This is a genomic window from Burkholderia lata, assembly GCF_902499025.1.
Taxonomy (GTDB): Bacteria; Pseudomonadota; Gammaproteobacteria; order Burkholderiales; family Burkholderiaceae; genus Burkholderia; species Burkholderia lata_C.
In genome coordinates this window covers 32,630-52,704 of the sequence record NZ_CABVPW010000041.1, presented here as the reverse complement: position 1 = coordinate 52,704, position 20,075 = coordinate 32,630, and the positions used below count along the sequence as shown (strand labels likewise).

Annotated in this window: 18 protein-coding genes and 1 tRNA gene; 15 read left to right on the top strand and 4 right to left on the bottom strand. The window is 62.9% G+C overall.

Annotated features, from left to right (window positions below; genetic code table 11):
* Positions 1-30: 30 nt before the first annotated feature.
* Genes pstC through phoR form a run of 6 tightly spaced genes read left to right on the top strand, consistent with a single transcriptional unit; the run spans position 31 to position 5,604 of the window.
* Entirely contained in the window at positions 31-1,017 is a 987-nt protein-coding gene (pstC, locus tag BDI24065_RS32420) for a phosphate ABC transporter permease PstC (RefSeq protein WP_175034642.1), read from the top strand.
* Positions 1,014-1,907 carry a phosphate ABC transporter permease PstA gene (pstA, locus tag BDI24065_RS32415; RefSeq protein WP_175034641.1) on the top strand — a complete coding sequence of 298 codons (894 nt, stop codon included), beginning with the start codon at positions 1,014-1,016 and terminating at the stop codon, positions 1,905-1,907. Before pstC ends, pstA begins: the two co-directional genes overlap by 4 nt.
* Positions 1,908-1,922: 15 nt before the next feature.
* Positions 1,923-2,771 carry a phosphate ABC transporter ATP-binding protein PstB gene (pstB, locus tag BDI24065_RS32410; RefSeq protein WP_175034640.1) on the top strand — a complete coding sequence of 283 codons (849 nt, stop codon included), beginning with the start codon at positions 1,923-1,925 and terminating at the stop codon, positions 2,769-2,771.
* Positions 2,772-2,789: 18 nt separating this feature from the next.
* Entirely contained in the window at positions 2,790-3,494 is a 705-nt protein-coding gene (gene phoU / locus BDI24065_RS32405) for a phosphate signaling complex protein PhoU (protein ID WP_011351613.1), read from the top strand.
* A 31-nt stretch (positions 3,495-3,525) separates the two neighbouring features.
* Positions 3,526-4,227: a phosphate regulon transcriptional regulator PhoB gene (phoB, locus tag BDI24065_RS32400; RefSeq protein ID WP_011351614.1), complete on the top strand. Its 702-nt coding sequence runs from the start codon at positions 3,526-3,528 to the stop codon at positions 4,225-4,227.
* Between the two features lie 57 nt (positions 4,228-4,284).
* A complete protein-coding gene (gene phoR / locus BDI24065_RS32395) occupies positions 4,285-5,604 on the top strand; it encodes a phosphate regulon sensor histidine kinase PhoR (protein WP_175034639.1) in 1,320 nt (439 codons plus the stop codon).
* A 127-nt stretch (positions 5,605-5,731) separates the two neighbouring features.
* Here the strand turns inward: phoR and ppk1 are convergent, their stop codons facing one another.
* Entirely contained in the window at positions 5,732-7,795 is a 2,064-nt protein-coding gene (gene ppk1, locus BDI24065_RS32390) for a polyphosphate kinase 1 (protein ID WP_175034638.1), read from the bottom strand.
* Positions 7,796-8,074: 279 nt separating this feature from the next.
* Between ppk1 and ppx the strand changes: the two genes are divergently transcribed.
* Positions 8,075-9,589, top strand: coding sequence for an exopolyphosphatase (ppx, locus tag BDI24065_RS32385; RefSeq protein WP_166963122.1), 1,515 nt, complete (start codon positions 8,075-8,077; stop codon positions 9,587-9,589).
* A gap of 87 nt (positions 9,590-9,676) precedes the next feature.
* Here the strand turns inward: ppx and BDI24065_RS32380 are convergent, their stop codons facing one another.
* Complete coding sequence (locus BDI24065_RS32380; RefSeq protein ID WP_175034637.1) at positions 9,677-10,111, bottom strand: hypothetical protein; 435 nt, start codon at positions 10,109-10,111, stop codon at positions 9,677-9,679.
* Between the two features lie 232 nt (positions 10,112-10,343).
* On the opposite strand from BDI24065_RS32380, the gene BDI24065_RS32375 reads away from it, so the two are divergent.
* From BDI24065_RS32375 to BDI24065_RS32350, 6 genes are all read left to right on the top strand, one after another.
* The gene (locus tag BDI24065_RS32375; RefSeq protein WP_175034636.1) at positions 10,344-10,799 is read left to right on the top strand and encodes a hypothetical protein; all 456 of its coding nucleotides are present in this window, start codon (positions 10,344-10,346) and stop codon (positions 10,797-10,799) included.
* Positions 10,800-11,664: 865 nt separating this feature from the next.
* Positions 11,665-14,415: a type VI secretion system Vgr family protein gene (locus tag BDI24065_RS32370; protein WP_175034635.1), complete on the top strand. Its 2,751-nt coding sequence runs from the start codon at positions 11,665-11,667 to the stop codon at positions 14,413-14,415.
* On the top strand, positions 14,412-14,993 hold the full coding sequence (locus tag BDI24065_RS32365; RefSeq protein WP_175034634.1) for a hypothetical protein: 582 nt from the start codon (positions 14,412-14,414) through the stop codon (positions 14,991-14,993). The genes BDI24065_RS32370 and BDI24065_RS32365 overlap by 4 nt, the downstream gene beginning before the upstream one ends.
* Before the next feature lie 3 nt (positions 14,994-14,996).
* Positions 14,997-16,979, top strand: coding sequence for a LysM peptidoglycan-binding domain-containing protein (locus tag BDI24065_RS32360; RefSeq protein WP_175034633.1), 1,983 nt, complete (start codon positions 14,997-14,999; stop codon positions 16,977-16,979).
* Positions 16,976-17,461: a hypothetical protein gene (locus BDI24065_RS32355; protein ID WP_175034632.1), complete on the top strand. Its 486-nt coding sequence runs from the start codon at positions 16,976-16,978 to the stop codon at positions 17,459-17,461. Before BDI24065_RS32360 ends, BDI24065_RS32355 begins: the two co-directional genes overlap by 4 nt.
* 56 nt (positions 17,462-17,517) lie before the next feature.
* Complete coding sequence (locus BDI24065_RS32350; protein WP_175034631.1) at positions 17,518-17,769, top strand: PAAR domain-containing protein; 252 nt, start codon at positions 17,518-17,520, stop codon at positions 17,767-17,769.
* Positions 17,770-17,930: 161 nt separating this feature from the next.
* Here the strand turns inward: BDI24065_RS32350 and BDI24065_RS32345 are convergent.
* Positions 17,931-18,007 (bottom strand) — tRNA-Pro (locus BDI24065_RS32345).
* Positions 18,008-18,168: 161 nt separating this feature from the next.
* Here BDI24065_RS32345 and sixA point away from each other — a divergent pair.
* Complete coding sequence (gene sixA, locus BDI24065_RS32340; RefSeq protein ID WP_175034630.1) at positions 18,169-18,630, top strand: phosphohistidine phosphatase SixA; 462 nt, start codon at positions 18,169-18,171, stop codon at positions 18,628-18,630.
* A gap of 170 nt (positions 18,631-18,800) precedes the next feature.
* Entirely contained in the window at positions 18,801-19,607 is an 807-nt protein-coding gene (locus BDI24065_RS32335) for a GNAT family N-acetyltransferase (RefSeq protein WP_011351620.1), read from the top strand.
* Between the two features lie 202 nt (positions 19,608-19,809).
* Here BDI24065_RS32335 and BDI24065_RS32330 read toward each other — a convergent pair whose 3' ends face one another.
* On the bottom strand, positions 19,810-19,980 hold the full coding sequence (locus BDI24065_RS32330; RefSeq protein WP_011351621.1) for a hypothetical protein: 171 nt from the start codon (positions 19,978-19,980) through the stop codon (positions 19,810-19,812).
* Between the last annotated feature and the right edge of the window lie 95 nt (positions 19,981-20,075).

Genomic DNA, 20,075 nt, shown 5'->3' with positions numbered 1-20,075 from the left:
ACGGCGTCCGGCAATCAAAAGCAGGCACCCATGTCTGATATTTCCTATACGTCCTCACGGTCCGCCGACGTTGCGCAGCAACGCGCGCCGAGCCGCGTCGGGGATGTCGTATTCGGCGGTCTTGCACGGCTTGCCGCCATCGTGACCCTGCTGCTGCTCGGCGGGATCATCGTTTCCCTGATCATCGCGTCGCTGCCGACCATCCAGAAGTTCGGCCTCGGCTTCCTGTGGCAATCCGAGTGGGATCCCAACTCGGACATCTACGGCGCGCTCGTGCCGATCTACGGCACGATCGTGACGTCGATCATCGCGCTCGTCATCGCGGTGCCGGTCAGCTTCGGCATCGCACTGTTCCTCACCGAGCTGTCTCCCGTGTGGCTGCGCCGCCCGCTCGGCATCGCGATCGAGCTGCTCGCCGCGATTCCGTCGATCGTGTACGGCATGTGGGGCCTGCTTGTGTTCGCGCCGATCTTCGCGGAATATTTCCAGAAGCCGCTCGGCCGCCTGTTCAAGGACGTCTGGATTCTCGGCCCGCTGACCGCCGGCCCGCCGATCGGGATCGGCATCCTGGCCGCGGGCGTGATCCTCGCGATCATGATCATCCCGTACATCGCGTCGGTGATGCGCGACGTGTTCGAAGTCACGCCCGTGCTGCTGAAGGAATCGGCATACGGGATCGGCTGCACGACCTGGGAAGTGATGTGGAAGGTCGTGCTGCCCTATACGAAGACCGGCGTGATCGGCGGCGTGATGCTCGGCCTCGGCCGCGCGCTCGGCGAGACGATGGCCGTGACCTTCGTGATCGGCAACACGAACCTGCTCGACAGCGTGTCGCTGTTCGCGCCGGGCAACAGCATCACGTCGGCGCTGGCCAACGAATTCGCGGAAGCGCAACCGGGCCTGCATACGTCCGCGCTGATGGAACTGGGCCTGATCCTGTTCGTGATCACGTTCATCGTGCTGTCCATCTCCAAACTGCTGCTGCTTCGTCTCGAGAAGGGAGAGGGCAAGAAATGAGCGAGCCCATCATGAATTTCCCGGGGCCGGACGGCGCGGTGCTCGACGCGATGCGCAACCGCCTGCAGCGCAAGCGCAAGGCCGTCAACGCGATCGCGCTGGCCGCGTCGCTCGGCGCGATGGCCTTCGGCCTGCTGTGGCTCGTGTGGATTCTCTACACGACGGTGCATCTCGGCTTGAGCGGCCTGTCGCTGCAACTGTTCACGGAATCGACGCCGGCACCGAACACGGAAGGCGGCGGTCTCGCGAACGCGATCGTCGGCAGCTTGCTGCTGTGCGGTTTCGGCACGCTGGTCGGCACGCCGATCGGTATCCTGGCAGGTGTCTATCTCGCCGAATACGGCCAGAAAAACCTGCTGGCGAGCACGATCCGCTTCATCAACGACATCCTGCTGTCCGCACCGTCGATCGTCATCGGCCTGTTCGTGTACGCGATCGTCGTCGCGAAGTCGGGGCGCTTCTCGGGCTGGGCCGGCGTGATCGCGCTTGCCCTGCTGCAGATTCCGATCGTGATCCGCACGACCGAGAACATGCTGAAGCTCGTGCCGAACGCACTGCGCGAAGCGGCCTTCGCACTCGGCACGCCGAAGTGGCGCATGGTGCTGAAGATCACGCTGCGCGCGTCGGTCGGCGGGATCGTGACGGGCGTGCTGCTCGCCATCGCGCGGATCGCCGGCGAAACGGCGCCGCTGCTGTTCACCGCGCTGTCGAACCAGTTCTTCTCGTGGGACATGAGCCAGCCGATGGCGAACCTGCCCGTCACGATCTACAAGTTCGCGATGAGCCCGTTCGCGGAATGGCAGTCGCTCGCGTGGGCGGGCGTGTTCCTGATTACGCTCGGGGTGCTCGGACTCAACATCCTGGCGCGCTCGATCTTCTCGAAAAAGTAACGGCGGAGCAATCCGATGAATATGGCAGAAAGCCACCTGAATCCTGTCGAGCGCGCTGCAGCGCCGGCCGGCACGCAAGAAGCGGCGCACGGCCGCCCGCTCGAGCCGCTGAACGCGAAGATCGAGGTCAACAACCTCAATTTCTTCTACAACAAGTTCCACGCGCTGAAGAACATCAACCTGAGCATTCCCGAAGGGAAGGTGACGGCGTTCATCGGCCCGTCGGGCTGCGGCAAGTCGACGCTGCTGCGCACGTTCAACAAGATGTTCGCGCTCTATCCGGAGCAGCGCGCCGAAGGCGAAATCCTGATGGACGGCGAGAACCTGCTGACGACGAAGCGCGACATCTCGCTCTTGCGCGCGCGTATCGGCATGGTGTTCCAGAAGCCGACCCCGTTCCCGATGTCGATCTACGACAACATCGCGTTCGGCGTGAAGATGTTCGAAAAGCTCACGCGCTCGGAAATGGACGACCGCGTCGAGTGGGCGCTCACGAAGGCCGCGCTGTGGAATGAAGTGAAGGACAAGCTGAACCAGAGCGGCTACGGCCTCTCGGGCGGCCAGCAGCAGCGTCTGTGCATCGCGCGCGGCATCGCGATCCGTCCGGAAGTGCTGCTGCTCGACGAACCGTGCTCGGCGCTCGACCCGATCTCGACGGGCCGCATCGAAGAGCTGATCGCGGAGCTGAAGAGCGACTACACGGTCGTGATCGTCACGCACAACATGCAGCAGGCCGCACGCTGCTCGGATTTCACGGCCTACATGTACCTGGGCGAGCTGATCGAATTCGGCGAGACCGAAAAGATCTTCATCAAGCCGGTACGCAAGGAAACGGAAGACTACATCACCGGCCGCTTCGGCTGATGACGGAGAACAACAGCCATGTCGGATAAACATCTGTCGAGCCAGTTCGACGCGGACCTGAATGCCGTGTCGTCGAAAGTGCTGGAAATGGGTGGGCTCGTCGAGTCGCAGATCGTCGGTGCGATGCACGCGCTGAACGACTTCGACCGCGATGCAGCCGAGAAAGTGATCGCGAACGAAGAAGTCCTGAATACGATGGAAGTCGACATCGACCAGGAGTGCGGCAACATCATCGCGCGGAGGCAGCCTGCCGCGCGTGACCTGCGCCTTTTGATGTCGATTTCGAAAACGATTACGAACCTCGAGCGCGCAGGCGACGAGGCCGAGAAGATCGCGAAGCGCGTGCGCCGCCTGGTCGACGAGCCGGCCGCGCGCACGGTCAACATCGCCGAGATCAAGGTGTCGGGCGAGATGGCCGTGACGATCCTGCGCCGCGCGCTCGACGCGTTTGCGCGTCTCGATACGGTGGCCGCCGCGCAGATCGTCAAGGACGACAAGGAGATCGACCTGGAATTCCGCGCATTCGTGCGCAAGCTCGTGTCGTACATGCAGGAAGATCCGCGCACGATCTCGGTCGGCCTGGAATACCTGTTCATCGCGAAGGCGATCGAGCGAATCGGCGACCACGCGAAGAACATCGCCGAATTCATCATCTACATCGTGAAGGGCACCGACGTGCGGCACCAGCCGCGCGACACGCTCGATCGCGAAGCCAACAGTTAATCGACTCCGTACAGGAAGAATAGAGGTGCCGATGCCCAGCAACATTCTCGTCGTTGAAGATGAGCCCGCGATTTCCGAACTAATCTCGGTGAATCTCCAGCACGCCGGTCACTGCCCGATCCGCGCGTACAACGCTGAACAGGCGCAGAACCTGATCAGCGACGTGCTGCCCGATCTCGTGCTGCTCGACTGGATGCTGCCGGGCAAGTCCGGTATCGCGTTTGCGCGCGACCTGCGCAACAACGAACGGACCAAGCACATCCCGATCATCATGCTGACTGCACGCGGCGACGAGCAGGACAAGGTGCTCGGCCTCGAAATCGGCGCGGACGACTACGTGACGAAGCCGTTCTCGCCGAAGGAGCTGATGGCGCGGATCAAGGCCGTGCTGCGCCGCCGCGCGCCGCAGCTGACCGAGGACGTCGTGGCGATCAACGGCCTGCGCCTCGACCCGGCCACGCATCGTGTCGCCGCGCATGCGGAAGGCAGCGAGATCAAGCTCGATCTCGGCCCGACCGAGTTCCGCCTGCTGCATTTCTTCATGACGCACCCGGAGCGCGTGCACAGCCGCACGCAACTGCTCGACCAGGTGTGGGGCGACCATGTATTCGTCGAGGAGCGCACCGTCGACGTCCATATCAAACGATTGCGCGCGGCCTTGAAACCGGCCGGCTGCGATGCGATGATCGAGACCGTGCGCGGCAGCGGCTACCGGCTCGCCAAGCACGCGTAACGTATCCACGCATGCCGTGTGCCACGGCATGCCGTTCATTCTTTCGGGCGCTGAATCATGAACATCATCTGGGCGCGCTTTCTGGTGTCGCTCGTGCTGCTCGTGCTGATCGGCGTATTGGTCGGCGTCTTCGCCGGCCCGACCGCGGGCCTCGTGTTCGTGGTCGTGATGCTGGTCGCGCAGGGCTTTTTCAGCACCTTTCATACGCAGCGTCTGTGGCGCCTGCTCGATGCACCGGTCTATGGCGAGGTGCCGAGTGCGCCGGGCATCTGGGGCGAGATCTACTATCGTCTGCACAAACTCGCAAAGCAGTGGCATGCGCAGGTGCGTCAGGTCGAGCAGCAGCATTCGCGCTTCATCCAGGCAATCCAGGCGTCGCCGAACGGCGTCGCGATGCTCGACGACCACGACCAGATCGAGTGGTGCAATGCGATCGCCGAGGTCCACTTCGGCCTCGATGCAAAGCGCGACCTGCGTCAGCACATCACCAACCTGGTGCGCCATCCCGAGTTCGTCCGCTACCTGAATGCGCAGCATTACGACGAGACGCTCGTGATGCGCGGCATGGGCGACTCGCGTCAGAACGTGCTGGAAGTACAGGTGTTTCCGTACGGCGAGAATCGCAAGCTGCTGCTCACGCAGGACATCACCGAGCTCGAGCGGACCGACGCGATGCGGCGCGACTTCGTCGCGAACGTGTCGCACGAGTTGAAGACACCGCTCACCGTGCTGTCGGGTTTCCTCGAGACGATGCGCGAGCTGCCGCTGAACGAGGAAGACCGCGCGCGCTATCTCGACATGATGGAGCAGCAGGCTTCGCGGATGCGTCACATCGTGACCGACCTGCTGGTGCTCGCGAAGCTGGAAGGCGAGAGCAAGCCGCCGCTCGATCGCGCGATCGACATGCGTGCCGTGTTCGACCATCTGAAGGAGGATGCGCAGACGCTGTCGAACGGGCATCACGATATCGGGTTCACGATCGACGAGACGCTCGGCGTCACCGGTGCGCAGACGGAGCTGTTCAGCGCGTTCGCGAATCTCGTCACCAACGCGATCCGCTATACGCCGGAAGGCGGCAAGATCGTCGTCACGTGGCGGCGCGAAGGCGCGCAGGGCGTGTTTTCCGTCACGGACAGCGGCTTCGGCATTCCGGCTGCCGACCTGCCGCGGCTGACCGAACGCTTCTACCGCGTCGACCGCAGCCGGTCGCGCGACACAGGCGGCACGGGGCTCGGGCTCGCGATCGTCAAGCACGTGCTGCAGCGGCATGACGCGCACCTGTACGTGCAGAGCGAGGAAGGGCGCGGCAGCACGTTCACCGCGCGGTTCCCGGGCTCGCGCATCATCGCGATCCGGCCGGCCGCATACGAGGCATGATCGCGTCACGGCATCCGCCGCTCGTCCGGCGAGCGGCGGCATGCTGGATCCGCAATAAAAAAGCGCAGCCCGCGGGCTGCGCTTTTTTATTGGCGACGCGGCGCGAGACTTGCGCCGCGCTGCCGGTTCAGGAACAGAACTTCGCGAGCAACCCGAGTTGCGCGTTGCGGATCGTCTTGCCGGCGCGGCGCCGGCGGTAGTGGCCGTCGCTGTGCATCTGCCACGCCGACTGGTTGTCGCCGAGGCACACCGACAGCCCTTCGGCGATCACGCGCCGCTTGAGCTTGCGATCGCGGATCGGGAACGCGACTTCGACGCGGCGGAACAGGTTGCGGTCCATCCAGTCGGCGCTCGACAGATAGACGTCTTCGGCACCGTTCGCGTGGAAATAGTAGATCCGGTGGTGCTCGAGGAAGCGGCCGACGATCGAGCGCACGGTGATGTTTTCCGACAGCCCCGGCACGCCGGGCTTCAGCGCGCACACGCCGCGCACGATCAGGTCGACCTTGACGCCGGCCTGCGACGCTTCGTACAGCGCGGCGATCACCGTCGGCTCCAGCAGCGCGTTCATCTTCGCGACGACGCGTGCGCGCTTGCCGGCGCGCGCATTGTCGATCTCCGCGCGGATCGCGTCGATGATGCGCGGATGCAGCGTGAACGGCGACTGCCACAGCTCGTGCAGCGTGAGTTCGCCGCCGATGCCGGTCAGTTGCTGGAACACGTGATGGACGTCCTCGCAGATCTTCTGGTCGGCCGTCATCAGCCCGAAGTCGGTGTAGAGGCGTGCCGTGCGCGGATGGTAGTTGCCGGTGCCGAGGTGCACGTAGCGGCGCAGCGACGCCTTGCCGGCCTGCACGACGCGACGCACGATCAGCATCATCTTCGCGTGGCACTTGTGGCCGACCACGCCGTACACGACATGCGCGCCGACGGCTTCGAGCTGCGACGCCCAGTTGATGTTGGTTTCCTCGTCGAAGCGCGCGAGCAGTTCGACGACGACGGTCACTTCCTTGCCGTTGCGCGCGGCTTCCATCAGCGCGTCCATCAGCGGCGAATCGGTGCCGGTACGGTAGATCGTCTGCTTGATCGCGACGACGCTCGGATCCCTCGCGGCCTGCTGCAGCAGTTCGAGCACCGGCTGGAAGCTCTCGTACGGGTGGTGCAGCAGGATGTCGCCGTTGTCGATCGCATCGAACATCGTCGGCGCGTTCGTGATCGCGGACGGGGTCGACGCGGTGAACGGCGTGAACTTCAGGTCGGGGCGGTCGACCAGATCGGGAATCTGCATCAGCCGCACGAGGTTCACCGATCCGGCCACGCGATAGCAGTCCTTCTCGCCGAGTTCGCTTTCCACGAGCAGGCGTCGCACGATGTGCGGCGGCGTGTCGGCCGACACCTCGAGGCGCACCGCGTTGCCGAGGTGGCGCGCGGGCAGTTCGCCCTGCAGCGCGACGCGCAGGTTCGTGATTTCGTCTTCGTCGACGAACAGCTCGCTGTTGCGCGTGATGCGGAACTGGTTGCAGCTCTTCACGGTCAGCTGCGGGAAGAGTTCGCCGACGAAGCGCTGCATGAACGAGCTCAGCAGCACGAAGCCGTGCTCGAAGCCCGACAGGGCGTGCGGCATGCGCACGACGCGCGGCAGCGCGCGCGGCGCCTGCACGATGCCCATCACGGCCTGGCGGCCGAATGCGTCGCGGCCTTCGAGCTCGACGACGAAGTTCAGGCTCTTGTTCAGGACGCGCGGGAACGGGTGGGCGGGATCGAGGCCGATCGGCGTCAGCACGGGCAGCAGCTCGTCGAGGAAGTAGCGCCGCGCCCATTCGAGCTGCTCGTCGTTCCACGTGTCGCTCGCATGGAAGTAGATGCCTTCCTGTTCGAGCGCGGGCAGCACGGTTTCGTGCAGCATCGTGTACTGTCGATGGACGAGCCGCTGCGCCCGCTCGACGACGAGATCGTAAGCATGTTGTAACGACATGCCGTCGGGCGTCAGTGCGCCGGGGTTGTCGCGGATCTGCTCCTGCAGGCCCGCCATCCGGACTTCGAAGAATTCGTCGAGGTTGCTGCTGGTGATGCAGATGAAGCGGAGGCGCTCGAGCAACGGGACTTGCGGATCGGCTGCCTGGGCCAGCACGCGCTCGTTGAAGCCGAGGATGCCGAGTTCACGATTGAGAAGCGGGTAACGGACGGACATCGGCAGAGTAGGGGGTGATTCAGGCGATGATTCGAAAGGACGCTCGGAAACTCTCACGGTACGATGACGTGCTGATGACAATGATGTATTTATATCGGGAAATTCTACGCTGTAACCGTTTCGTCTCATAAATGTTTCGACGATATGCAAACGAGCGGTGTGCATGCCCGTGAAGCGTGGCAATGGCAAGCGTTCCACGCTTAAAATGTCGCCTTTGATTGATCGCCCAGGGTTGCCGGACCGGCCGCCGCGGGCGAACGCGCACGGAGCCCCCTTCTGATGGTTACAACCCCCCACTTGCTGGCTGCCGTGGATCTCGGCTCGAACAGCTTCCGGCTGATCGTCGGACGCGTCGAGGAAACGCCGGCAGGCAGCCAGATCTATCCCGTCGACGCGCTGCGCGAGCCCGTCCGGCTGGCCGCGGGCCTGTCGAGCGACAAGATGCTCGATCGCGCGTCGCAGGAGCGTGGCTGGGAGGCGCTCAAGCGGTTCGGCGAGCGCCTGCGCGATTTCCATCCCGATCATGTGCGCGCGGTGGCGACCAATACACTGCGTGTCGCGAAGAACGCGGGCGAATTTCTCGGCGAGGCCGAAGCGGCGCTCGGTTTCCCGATCGAAGTGATTGCAGGCCGCGAAGAAGCGCGTCTGATCTATGCGGGTGCTGCGCACTCGGTGCCCGCAAGCGCCGGCAAGCGTCTCGTCGTCGACATCGGTGGCGGCTCGACCGAATTCATCATCGGGTCGCACTACACGCCGATCGTGATGGAGAGCCTCTATATCGGTTGCGTGAGCCACAGCCGCACGTTCTTCCCGGCCGGCAACGTCGACGAATACACGATGCGGCAGGCCGAACTCGCGGCCAAGCGCGAGATTCAGATCATTTCGAGCGAGTACAAGAAGGCCGGGTGGGATCAGGCGATCGGCTCGTCCGGCACTGCGCGCGCACTCGCGGAGCTCGTCGAGGCGAACGGCTTCAACGATCCGGGCATCACGCACGGCATTTCGCGCGGCGGCCTCGAGCGCCTGAAGCGTGCATTGATCAAGTCTGAGAACGTCAACCGGCTGAAGCTGATCGCGCTGAAGCCCGATCGCGTGCCGGTGCTCGCGGGCGGCCTTGCGATCATGCTCGCGGTGTTCGAGGAACTCGGTGTCGACTACGTCGATACGACCGATGGTGCGCTGCGCCTCGGCGTGCTGTACGACCTGCTCGGCCGGACGCAGCACGAGGACATGCGCGCGGTGACCGTCGAGGGTTTCACGCGCCGCTACGGTGTCGACCGCGCGCAGGCCGAGCGGATCGGCGCGCTGGCGGGGCGTTTCTACGACGAACTCGAGGAGGCTGACGACGAAGCGCGCGAGGAAGGGCGGATGTTCCTCGGCTGGGCGGCCGCATTGCACGAGATCGGCCTGTCGATCTCGCACAGCGCGTATCACAAGCACTCGGCCTATATCGCGAGCAACGCGGACATGCCGGGTTTCTCGCGTACCGACCAGGCGCGGCTCGCCGCGCTCGTGCTCGGTCACGCGGGCAAGCTCGGCAAGCTGTCGCAGGCGCGCGAGGTCGAGTGGCCGCTGTTGTTCTGCCTGCGGCTCGCGGCGCTGCTGTGCCGGCGCCGGACCGATGCGGGGCTGCCCGACATTTCCGTTTCGCAGATGAAGAAGGGCGGGTATGAAGTGCGCCTGCCGGGCGCGTGGGTCGAGCAGAACCCGCTGACCGACTACAGCCTCAGCCAGGAGGCGGCCGAATGGGAGAAGGTCGGTATCCCGTATCGCGTGGTGTATACCGGCGCGTAACAGGTCGATGGCGGGGCCGGGAGGGGCCGGGCGGCAGGATGGCTTGGGTGCCCCTCAGGATTGCCGCATGATCGTCCTGGCGGCCGTTCAGTCCGATGAGCAGACGATCGCAGTCAGGAACGGAAACGCCTGCTTGACGGTCGCGTCGCTGCCGGCCTTGCGCACGGCTTCCTCCACTGAGCTTTTCGTGCCGCGCACCACGACGCCGTAGGCCCAGTCGCCGATCGGCGTGCCGTCGCCCGTGCGGAAGATCGGGTCGTTCGCCTGGTATCCGAGTACGACATACACGCCGAAGCCGTACGCTGTCAGCGAGTGGCTCGTGCGAAAGGCGTTGACCGAGTTCGATTCGACGTGCATCGGCTCCGACTGGATGTCGCCGGCGGCGAGCAGCGGCGCGACGAACTTGTGGCCGGTCGAGTGGCAGTCGAGTGCGTCGTCGAGCGCCTTGGCCGATGCGGTGCCGGAGGTCGCGAGCGCGAGCAGCGATGCGCAGAGGGTGGTCTTGAGAATGTTGTTTTTCATGTGCGAAGGCGGGTTGTCCACGCGCATTATCGCGTGTTCCCGGAAGTACCGCGTGCGGGGCGGCGTGCGGTAGGGCCGGCGGTCGGTCGCCCAGGCAACGGGGCGGGGCGGACATGCGGCTCGGCGTGCGCATGGATTCGCGGGGTCGGAATATCAATGCACGCGAGGCCATTGCACGGTCGTTCAGGGGTTCTCCATATCGTTTGGATCACATTCTCAGGGAAAATTGTCGATGATGAAATTATCGAGACTGGCCGCGCATGCCGTGATTCTGGTCATTTCCCTGGCGAGTGCCGCATATGCCCGTGATCTGGACCGAAGCGACCCTGACCGCGCACATATACTGGCGGCCATTCATCGATTGAACGACAACGATCCGAACCTGAAACAATATCGCTATTTTGTGGTTGATCTGGTGAAAGACCGGAATGCGGCATTCGTATGCGCGGCGCTGGCAGATAAGAATGGCGGCGTGGAGATGACGGATGACCAGGCCGAAATCATGACGTTTGCGCTGGAAAACCGTAGCCCGCAATGGGTGGCGACCAGGCTCACTGGTGTGGGATTTGCCGCAGGCGCCCAACCGCTGCAATCGGATTGCCGGGTGAACGGCCGTGTCGTCAATACCTTTGCCGATATCAATGCCGCGTTGAAGTCGATGGGCCACAAACCATTTGCGTCACGTTGATCGCGAAGACCGATGAGTGGCGAACGTGCGTGAATGAGCAGTGATGAAACGCTTCGAGCAAGCCGCAGCAGAGTGCCTGAAAGTGATTTTCAGGTAAATTGAATGCGATGATGAAAAATTCTTGAATAAAAATAAAATCGACATCGAGTTTCGTGTGCCGATATCGCGCCCGTCGTTTGATTGAATATTGAACATTCTGGATGGCCGGGGATAAATTCCAGCGCTGAAACTTCCGCGAAAATTTCCACTTCAAAAGGAAGGCCGTGTTTGTGTAATCGCTTCATGATCCCGGTATCTGACTCTTGCTCATCGTGTTCGACGTGAACGTCAGGATGACAAGTCGCAATGAAGGCGGGTCACATATCCCGCAGTTCAGGTCGGGCTCCGGTTGCCGGTTCCGGCGCTGTCGAGCGCGGTGTTGTCACGTTCGTGGCAAGCGCCCGGATGTCTGCCGTCTGTTCGCGACGAGCAGCGACGGGCCCGCTCCATGTCGTGTGCGCAGCGGATGAAGTACCCGCAGCCATAGCCTCGCAGCGATGAGCTCGATTCCGCTCGCATCGCGCGTCCCTGCCCCGTCCCGGCCGGTCTCGACTTGCAGTGGAACGCCACGCGATTTTTCAGGCGACAAAATATTCCCGAAAGAAAATTGTTTGGATATTGGAATTATTGGAGGTGCCGAAGTCGGTATAAATGACTTATTCCGGAGGTGTTCAATTTTTATCCGGCGGTATTGTTGTTTTAACAACCAAAAATGCATTCTCAGGTCTTGGGGATGTCGCTAGAATTGCGCCCGAACAACGGGCCAGCCGTTTCCGCGAGAGTACAAGCCTTTGCAGGTTTGTAAAAAAAAGAAGATCGATACCGAATGAACATGAACGAAGTGGCTCAGGCGATTCGTGGCGGCCTGATCCAGCGAGACCGCCTGCTCAAGACCAGCATCCCGGCGTTGCCCGAGAACGCGCTCGTACCACGACGGGCCGTGACCTTTTCCGAACTCGGCCGTGACTTCAGCGTCACACTGGACATGGTCTCCACGGCTGGCGACATCGAGCTCAAAACGCTGATTGCCCAGCCGATGACGCTTTGGATTCAGCAAGCGAACAAGTCCTATCTGCCGATCAACGGATACATTCATACTGCGCGCCGTCTCGGCGCTGACGGCAGCCTTTCGGGTTATCAACTGGTTTTCGCTTCATGGATGCATTTCCTCAGGTTCCGCAGCGACATGCGGTACTGGCAGGACAAGAGCGTCGACACCATCATCACGGACGTATTCAATGCGCATCCGCAAGCGCGAGGGCAATTCGAGTTCGCGTTGCTGAAGTCGCTGCCTGCGCGGTCGTATTGCCGCCAGAGCGAGAGCGACTGGGATTTCGTCCATCGGCTGATGGAAGAAGAGGGGTTGTTCGGGTTCTGGCGGCAGGACCAGCAAGGCACGTCGCACCGGCTTGTCGTGACCGACAACATCTACGCACTCGACGAGATATCGCCCAACCCGGTCCGCTTTTCCAGGTCGGGCACGGGCAACGAAACGGATGCGTTTACGCAGTGGGCGGGTTCGCGGACATTGCAGAGTACCGTGCATACGACGCGCACGTTCGACTACAAGAAGCCGTCGTCGCCCGTCAATCCCAAAGGCACGACGATGCCGACGATGGCCGGCCAGGGCGATTTGCCGGAGCAGGCCGAAGTCTATGAATACACGGGCGCCTACACGTACCCGGGGCAAGCGCGAGGCGAGCAGCTTTCCCGGATTCACCTGGAAGAGTGGGAGTCGAGGGCCAAACGGTTCCATGCGGTCGGTGGCGTGCGGGGGATCGATGCGGGACGACGCTTCGAATTGCGCGGTCATCCCGAGCACGATCGCGACGATGCCGGCCAGTGCCAGTTCGCGGCGATCAAGGTCGCTCGATACCTCGAGAACAACCTGCCGCTTTCGGCGCACGAAACGAGTTTTCCGCACAGCCTGCAGGGCGAACTGGCGCAGGCAAAGGCCGGTTATGCGGCGGGTACCCTGACCAGCGATGACGGTTCGACGGGTTTCTGTCTTGTCGAGGTCGAGGCCCAGCGTGTGACGGTTCCGTATCGCAGCCCGTTCGAACACAAGAAGCCGGTGATGCATCTGGAGACGGCCATCGTCGTGGGGCCGCAGGGGGAAGAGGTTTATACGGACGAGCTGAACCGCGTGAAAGTGATGTTCGTCTGGGACCGGCAGAATGCCGGGGACGCAAGCGCTTCATGCTGGGTGCGAGTCGCGCAGTCGGATACGGGCGGCGGCTACGGGAGCGTGCACGTTCCCAGGGTCGGCGAGGAAGTCCTGATCGGATACGTGGGCGGAGACTGCGACAGGCCGATCGTGCTGCATCGCGTGTACAACGGGAACGTTCAGCCGCAGTGGCACAGCAACGGCATCCTGTCGGGCTACCGGTCGAAGGAGTATGCGGGTGCCGGCTACAACGAAATGGTGCTGGACGACGCGACGGGACAGAATCGCGCAAGACTGTTCAGCAGCAGTGGAAACAGCTTGCTGCACCTGGGCTACCTGATCGACCAGAGCGGCAATGCGCGCGGCGCGTATCTGGGTTCGGGATTCGACCTGAAAACCGATTCCTACGGTGCCGTGCGGGCCGCGCGCGGACTGTACGTCACGACCCATTCGAAGCAAGCCAGCAGCCCGCAGCTCGACGCGCGCGAAGCTCAGCAGCAGCTCGTTGGCGCCGAAAGCCGGCTCGAAGCGATGTCGCAGGCGAGCCAGGCGAATCAGGCGGAAAGTCTCAAGGACGGGCACGACGCGCTGAAGGCCTTCACCGATGCCACGCAGGGCAGCATGCAGGGCGCGCAATCCGGCGGCAGAACCGCGGGAGGGGGCACCGGCAGCGCCAACGCATTCCAGAGCCCCGTCATGCTGCTTGCGAGCCCGTCCGGCGTGGCGGTGTCCACGCAGCAATCCGTGCATGTTTCGAGCGACCAGCAGACCAATCTGGTCAGCGGACAGAGCATGTTCATTGCCAGCGGGAAGTCGCTCGTGGCGAGTGTTGCGGAGAAGATCAGCCTGTTCGTGCAGAACGCCGGGATGAAGCTGTTCGCGGCGAAGGGCAAGGTGGAGATTCAGGCGCAGGGCGATCAGATGGCGCTCGCGGCGCTGAAGGATCTCACGATCACCAGCACCGATGGAAAGGTCGTGATCTCGGCGGCGAAGGAGGTCTGGATCGGCGCGGGCGGGTCGTACATCCAGATCAACGGCAACGGGATCGTCAACGGCTCGCCGGGAACGATTCTGGAGCGGGCCGCAAGCTGGGACGTACCGGGGCCGGACTCGATGCGCATGCCGCTGCCGCCTATGCCGGTGCCTCAGAGTGCCGGACCGTACAGCTTGCGATTCGACCTGTCGGGGGCGCTTGCGGACGGCGAAATACTCGAGAACGCGTCGTACCTGATCAAGGTCGGCGAAGACTCGCACTATTACGGAACGCTCGATCAGGACGGCATGACCGGCCGCATTTTCACGGCGGCGGAAGAGGCTGTTCAGGTGAGCGTGAAAAATGGCGACTGGACTCATCACATGGATACTGTCCACGATGACCTGTTTTCTGTTGAGGATGGAGTGCAGGAATGATGCAAGGGCGCACTGAAAAAATGCGAAAGAACGGATCTTCCGGAGCGCGTCTGTTTGACGCTCGATTCCGGTTTTTGCTGATGGCTCTGTGTTGCTCCGTGACATTCGGTTGCAAGGCCCAGAGCCAGGCACCCGCCGCTGCGGAAAACGTCACGCCGGCCAGCTCCGACTACAAGACGGAAATCTTCAACCTCGTGGATCCGGACGGCAATCAATCCGGGACCGCGGCCGGTCAGGCGGTGTCGAGCGCGTTCGATCGTTTTCTGGGGCAGTCCGGCCTCGATGTGCAAATGCTTCGACAGCGCCTGCTGACCGGCCCTGCGACGCAAGGGGCGCTTTGGAAAATGGGCGAATCCCGCGAATGGTTCTACCACATCTGCCAGGCGCATCAGTGCAACACCACGAATGTCGCGATGTTCTACGACGAACAGTCTCATCGCACCGCCGGGCGTTTGATGTATCGCTGCACGCCCCAATGGCTCGGGAACCCGAGCGATGCGGAAAAGGCGCTGATCGAGAGCCGCTACCCGGTCAAGATCGATGCGGGGGACGTTCGTTATTTTTGCCAGAAGAAGTAAATCATGAGCAACGGCGGAATCAAGGAGTTCCTGAGCGCACTCTTTCAGAGCGAGGGGGGCGGGGATTACCAGGTCGTCAACAAGTACGGATATGTCGGCAAATATCAGTTTGGCGAGTCTGCGCTGAGCGACCTGGGCTATTACGTGTCGGACGGCACGTCTCCCATTATCAAGTTGCCGCACGGCCATTCGAAGTTCCAGTATCAGTGGAAGGGAACGTGGACCGGAAAGGACGGGATCCACAGCCTGGACGATTTCAGGAACTCCCCGGATGAGCAGGACGTGGCGGCCGTATCGTGGGTCCGGCTGCTTTGTTCGCGAGCCCATAAGCAGGGCGCGGATCAATACGAGGGCAAGGTCATTGCCGGCATCACGATCACGCATTCCGGCATCGTCGGCGCGGCCCACCTCAAGGGTTTCGGAACGGCCAAGCATCCCGGCGTGATGAAGTTTCTGGAGTCGAACGGGGCCGAGGATCCTGCGGATGCAAACGGCACGACGGTTTCGCACTATATCGGCAAGTTTGCCGATTACGATCTCGGCTGCTGCTCGGGGACTTTGGGTGTCCAGTTCGTCAACAAGAAGAAGGAGCCGATTGCCGGTGTGCACTATCAAGTGAAGTCGGGTGGAAAAGTGCTGCAGGAAGGGCACAGCGACGCTCACGGGAAAATCAGTCAGCCCGTCCGGAACGTTCCGTTCACTCAGACGCTTGAAGTCTGGGTGAAGGAGGTGGAAACCAATCTCGAGAAGGCATGGACAGGGGCGGTGTCCGGTTCGTTCTCCTCTTTGACGCTGACCAGTCCGCACAGCAAGATCGAAGCGCGAACCAATGCGCATCCCGGCTCTCCGGGGGATCATCGCCGGAACAGCAAGCTCGGGGCCTATACGGTCAAGCAAGGTGACTCGCTGTGGAAAATCGCGCACCAGCATGGAACGAGCGTTGCCGAAATCCGGCGCGTCAATCCCGGGCTTGACGGCAATTTGATTACGCCCGGGCAGCAAATCAAGCTGCCGTCGGGTGGCGGGGCGTCTTCGGCGGGGACTTCCTCGGCGAGTGCTTCCTCGGCGGGCGCTTCCTCGGCGGGCGCTTCCTCGGCGAGTGCTTCCTCGGCGGGTGCTTCCTCGGCGGGTGCTTCCTCGGCGAGTGCTTCCTCGGCGGGTGCTTCCTCGGCGAGTGCTTCTTCGGCGGGTGCTTCCTCGGCAGGCGCTTCCTCGGCGGGTGCGTCTTCGCCGGATGCGTCTTCAGCAGGTGCGTCTCCTACGAGTGCACCCTCGATGGACGCGTCTTCAACGGGTGCGTCTCCGACGAGTACGCCTTCGACCACGGCATCTTCGCCAGCAACGCCTCCGGCAGCGGCATCCTCGGCGGATCAGCCGGATTCCGCGCCCGCGGCCTCCCAGGCGCCGACGCAAGCGAAAGTGACCCGCAATGACAACGGCCATCCTGTTGCCGTGGCGCCGGCAACCAGCTCGTCGCCTCCCGAAGGCGATCCCAAGCAGAAGATGTTCGAGATCTTTCTCCGGGACGCAAAGTACGGAAGGCGCAACGCCAATTTCAGCGGGCCCGTTGCCGCGCACAAGGCGAAACTGGGTCAGCCGATCTATAGCGTCGCCAAGGCGCCCGGTTTGTCGACGATGGAGTGCTGGAAGTATGTGAAAATCGCGCTCCTGGCTTCAGGCATGGTCGATTCGTATCCGACCCAGGTCGAAGCCAAAGACGCCGGAATCGATCTTGAACGAGCAGGATTCAAAAACATTCTTTCCGATCCTGCCTACCATATTGCGAGCCCCTATGACGCGCCCGAGGGCGCCGTGATCGTCTACGGTACGACCGACAAATCGACGCATGGCCATGCCGAAGTCTTGTTGCCCGGAGCGTTGTTTGCGAGCGATTACGTCAGCCCCAACAGCAGGGTGATGCGAAAGGACGAAAAGCCCACGCTGATTGGAAAGGGAAGAAAGGTGATAGGAGTCTGGATCAAATGAATGGAAAGGGTTTGTTTGTTGTTTGCGGAGTGGCGCTCTCTTGCTTCGGCACACCGGTCCAGGCCGATCAAGGCAGCCAGGACCCGTTCGTCGGGTTTCAGCAGCGGTTCGGCGGCAATCAGGAATTCGTTTGCACGGAAAAGGGCGGGAAGAAGCTTTTCGTCAATGTCGGCGTGCCCCAGGCCGATGCCGATCAGATGAAGACAGTACCTCGCGAGGCGTTGGGCAACGTCCTGTCGGTCTACCTGTCGCGAGGAGAAGGAAAGGCGATCGACGCGTCGTGGGGAACGCCGCAATTCGATCAGTCGATGAAGTTCATGTCCCTGCGGTTGCAGAACGGCAAGACGCTCGTTTTCGATCGGTTTCGAAACATCCCGGATCCCGATGCGGACGAAAAGCATTTCGATCGCAAGGCGTACTTCAACCTGACGATCGACAATGCCGCAAAACTGTCTTGCAGTCAGGTCTTCAACCTGCCTTGACGCCGGAATGCGACGCGGTGCATCCGGCAGGGCGATCACGGAACGAAGGAAGCCTCATGATTGACCTGATTCGACTCGGCGATACCACCGACCACGGGGGCGAGGTGATTACCGCGTCCGAGACCATGCGTTACGGTGGGCGGCGGGTGGCTCGCAAGGGGGATCTGGTGAAGTGCCCGCAGCATCCCGACGTGAACCCGAATGTGATTCTTGAGGGCGATGCCCGGATTACCGACCGCGGCGTCCGCGTGGCGCGGCAGGGACACCACGCGACATGCGGGTGCGCGCTGATTTCGAGCGTCGTCTAAGCGTTTGCCGCTGTTCGGGCGGCGTCGAAAGCCTCGATGGCGCGCGGGGCGGAGATTTCCGCACAAGTCGCCAAGGCTAATCTCGCACAGCGGCAATACGATTTTCCGACGACGCAAAGAAAAAGGGGCTACGGTGATTAACCGTAACCCCTTGATTCCTTTGGTCGGAGCGATAGGATTCGAACCTACGACCCTCTGATCCCAAATCAGATGCGCTACCAGGCTGCGCTACGCTCCGACGAGCCAAAGAGTATAGCCTTGCATGAATGATCCGGTCAATCCCCATATGCGGGTAAATGCCGCGGCGGCGAACCGGCCGCAATTTGCGACAATTCGCACCGTCATCGGCCGGCCCGGACGCAGGGGCGCGGGGCCGCTCGCCGAAGCAAGGAGAACATCATGATGAACCTGATCCTGTGGCGCCACGCCGAAGCCGAAGACTACGCGACGAGCGATCTCGCGCGCCAGTTGACCGTCCGGGGCCGCAAGGACGCGCAGGCGATGGCCAAATGGCTGCGCGGCCGGCTCGAGACGAACACGGTGATCCTCGCGAGCCCGGCGGCCCGTACCGTGCAGACCGTCGAGGCGCTGACCGACCAGTACCGGACGATCGACGCGCTCGCGCCGGGCGGCAGCGTCGACGACGTGCTGGCGGCGGCCGGCTGGCCGGAAGGCATTGCGCCGACGGTCGTGATCGTCGGGCACCAGCCGACGCTCGGCAGCGTCGCCGCGCAGCTGATCGCCGGCGGCGATGACAGCTGGAGCGTCAAGAAGGGCGGAATCGTGTGGCTCGCGAGCCGCACGCGTGACGGCAGCCGGCAGGCCGTGCTGCGGGCGGTATTGACGCCCGACTTGCTGTGAGGCCCGCCTGAAGGGCTTTGAAGGGATTCGTCATACGGTTTCGCAAGCTTTCTGCTAAAGTCAATTCGGCGACACGTCATTGAAAGGACATGGTCGTGCCACATAACGGTCACGGCCGATTACTACATTGGCGGGCATGTCGTCCTATTCCTTACGACCAGGAAAGCCTAATGCGAGAACTGCCGACGCCTACGCTCCCTTTTGCCTCGCTGCCTCTTGACACGTCGCGGCGCCACCTGCCGCGCGCTGCTGAAACCGTCACATCGGAGTATCGCCTGCGCGCCGCGTGGGCGCGTACGGAAGACGAATTGCGTGAAGCCCAGCGCCTGCGTTACAGCGTGTTCGCCGAAGAAATGGGCGCGCAGGTCAGCGGCCCCTCCGGCCTCGACGTCGATCCGTTCGATGCGTACTGCGACCACCTGCTGGTTCGCGATCTCGACACCCTGAAGGTCGTCGGCACGTACCGCGTGCTGCCGCCGCACCAGGCGGCGCGTGTCGGCCGCCTGTACGCCGAAGGCGAATTCGACCTGTCGCGCCTCACGCACCTGCGCGGCAAGATGGTCGAGGTCGGCCGCTCGTGCGTGCACAGCGACTACCGCAGCGGCGCCGTCATCATGGCGCTGTGGGGCGGCCTTGGCGCGTACATGATGCAGAACGGCTACGAGACGATGCTCGGCTGCGCGAGCGTGTCGATGGCCGACGGCGGCCACTATGCGGCAAACCTGTACCAGTCGCTGTCGGCGGGCTCGCTGACGGCGCCCGAGTATCGCGCGTTCCCGCACACGGCCCTGCCGGTCGACGAACTGCAGACGGGCACCGTCGTGGCGCCGCCGCCGCTGATCAAGGGTTACCTGCGCCTCGGCGCGAAGATCTGCGGTGCGCCGGCCTGGGATCCCGACTTCAACTGCGCGGATTTCCTGACGCTGTTCCGCCTGTCCGACATCAACGCGCGCTACGCCCGCCACTTCCTGGGCTGAGCCGTGTGAATCGCGTCGCGTCCGCCCGGGCGCGCGCAAGCGAACGCCGTCGCGCGGTACGAGCCGCGCGGCAGCGTTCGTCCATCTGATCGATGTGTGTGAGTCGGGCCCTGTTTATTTCGGCGATACGCGATCACCGCCGTGCCGCGCGGCGGCACGTTCGAGAACGGCCCCTGGGAAGGGCCGGTCGGCAACGGCGCGCCTAGTGCTTGCGCCGCCAGTCGAGCAGGTGGTGTTCGGCCATCCAGTGATGGATCATCCCTTCGCCTTCATGGCTGCGCTTGTATTCGCGCGACTCGAAGAACGACAGGGCGACGAGCACCATCAGACCGACGAACAGACCAATCAGGCCGGCAATTTCTTCAGACGACATGGCAGCCTCCTTTCCACGGCACAGCGCCATGCGTACATAGTAGGACATGCGCGGCGCGACTCCGAAGCGGGATTTCCGCTAGACTCGGCGCGGTC

Coding starts and splice junctions, on each gene's coding strand:
- pstC (WP_175034642.1), top strand. CDS start 31: ATGTCTGATATTTCCTATACGTCCTCACGGTCCGCCGACGTTGCGCAG.
- pstA (WP_175034641.1), top strand. CDS start 1,014: ATGAGCGAGCCCATCATGAATTTCCCGGGGCCGGACGGCGCGGTGCTC.
- pstB (WP_175034640.1), top strand. CDS start 1,923: ATGAATATGGCAGAAAGCCACCTGAATCCTGTCGAGCGCGCTGCAGCG.
- phoU (WP_011351613.1), top strand. CDS start 2,790: ATGTCGGATAAACATCTGTCGAGCCAGTTCGACGCGGACCTGAATGCC.
- phoB (WP_011351614.1), top strand. CDS start 3,526: ATGCCCAGCAACATTCTCGTCGTTGAAGATGAGCCCGCGATTTCCGAA.
- phoR (WP_175034639.1), top strand. CDS start 4,285: ATGAACATCATCTGGGCGCGCTTTCTGGTGTCGCTCGTGCTGCTCGTG.
- ppk1 (WP_175034638.1), bottom strand. CDS start 7,795: ATGTCCGTCCGTTACCCGCTTCTCAATCGTGAACTCGGCATCCTCGGC.
- ppx (WP_166963122.1), top strand. CDS start 8,075: ATGGTTACAACCCCCCACTTGCTGGCTGCCGTGGATCTCGGCTCGAAC.
- BDI24065_RS32380 (WP_175034637.1), bottom strand. CDS start 10,111: ATGAAAAACAACATTCTCAAGACCACCCTCTGCGCATCGCTGCTCGCG.
- BDI24065_RS32375 (WP_175034636.1), top strand. CDS start 10,344: ATGATGAAATTATCGAGACTGGCCGCGCATGCCGTGATTCTGGTCATT.
- BDI24065_RS32370 (WP_175034635.1), top strand. CDS start 11,665: ATGAACATGAACGAAGTGGCTCAGGCGATTCGTGGCGGCCTGATCCAG.
- BDI24065_RS32365 (WP_175034634.1), top strand. CDS start 14,412: ATGATGCAAGGGCGCACTGAAAAAATGCGAAAGAACGGATCTTCCGGA.
- BDI24065_RS32360 (WP_175034633.1), top strand. CDS start 14,997: ATGAGCAACGGCGGAATCAAGGAGTTCCTGAGCGCACTCTTTCAGAGC.
- BDI24065_RS32355 (WP_175034632.1), top strand. CDS start 16,976: ATGAATGGAAAGGGTTTGTTTGTTGTTTGCGGAGTGGCGCTCTCTTGC.
- BDI24065_RS32350 (WP_175034631.1), top strand. CDS start 17,518: ATGATTGACCTGATTCGACTCGGCGATACCACCGACCACGGGGGCGAG.
- sixA (WP_175034630.1), top strand. CDS start 18,169: ATGATGAACCTGATCCTGTGGCGCCACGCCGAAGCCGAAGACTACGCG.
- BDI24065_RS32335 (WP_011351620.1), top strand. CDS start 18,801: ATGCGAGAACTGCCGACGCCTACGCTCCCTTTTGCCTCGCTGCCTCTT.
- BDI24065_RS32330 (WP_011351621.1), bottom strand. CDS start 19,980: ATGTCGTCTGAAGAAATTGCCGGCCTGATTGGTCTGTTCGTCGGTCTG.